This window comes from Clavibacter lycopersici (assembly GCF_003576405.1).
GTDB lineage: Bacteria > Actinomycetota > Actinomycetes > Actinomycetales > Microbacteriaceae > Clavibacter > Clavibacter lycopersici.
The window spans coordinates 1-448 of the sequence record NZ_QWGT01000554.1 but is presented as its reverse complement, the minus strand read 5'-3'; the positions used below and the strand labels follow the sequence as shown (position 1 = coordinate 448).

1 pseudogene is annotated in these 448 nt (G+C 81.5%); it reads right to left on the bottom strand.

Annotation, left to right across the window (positions count from 1 at the left end):
- Positions 1-448, bottom strand: a pseudogene (locus DZG00_RS16500) (FtsK/SpoIIIE domain-containing protein); the annotation flags it as partial.

Below are 448 nucleotides of genomic sequence, written 5' to 3'. Positions count from 1 at the left end.
TCGTGGGGTCCGGCGCGGCCGGCGGCCACGAGCAGCGCCGCACGCCGCCGTCGGGGGCGACGAGCCAGGCCCGCCCGGGGATCGGGGCGAGGGGCGGCGGCACCGCGCGGACGCGCAGCAGCGTGCGCGCGTCCCGCGGGGTGCAGCCCTCCAGGACGACGTCGCCGGTGCGGCGGATCTCCGCGAGCAGAGGACCGCGGACCAGCCAGGCGTCGGGATCCCCGACCACGACCCGTGCGCGCGGCCCGGCACCGCGGTCGCGCTCGTCGGGGCCGGCGTCCGCTCGCTGTCCCAGGGAGTCCGCGGCCGCGGGGAACGGATGATCGGGCGACCAGCCGGGCGGGACGCTGGCGGCCTCGACGGCGTCGACACCGGATCCCCGGAGCCGCGCGACCGCGGCGGCGGGCGAGGGCGTGACGAGCGCGTGGACGGCGGCGGCGGCGAGGAG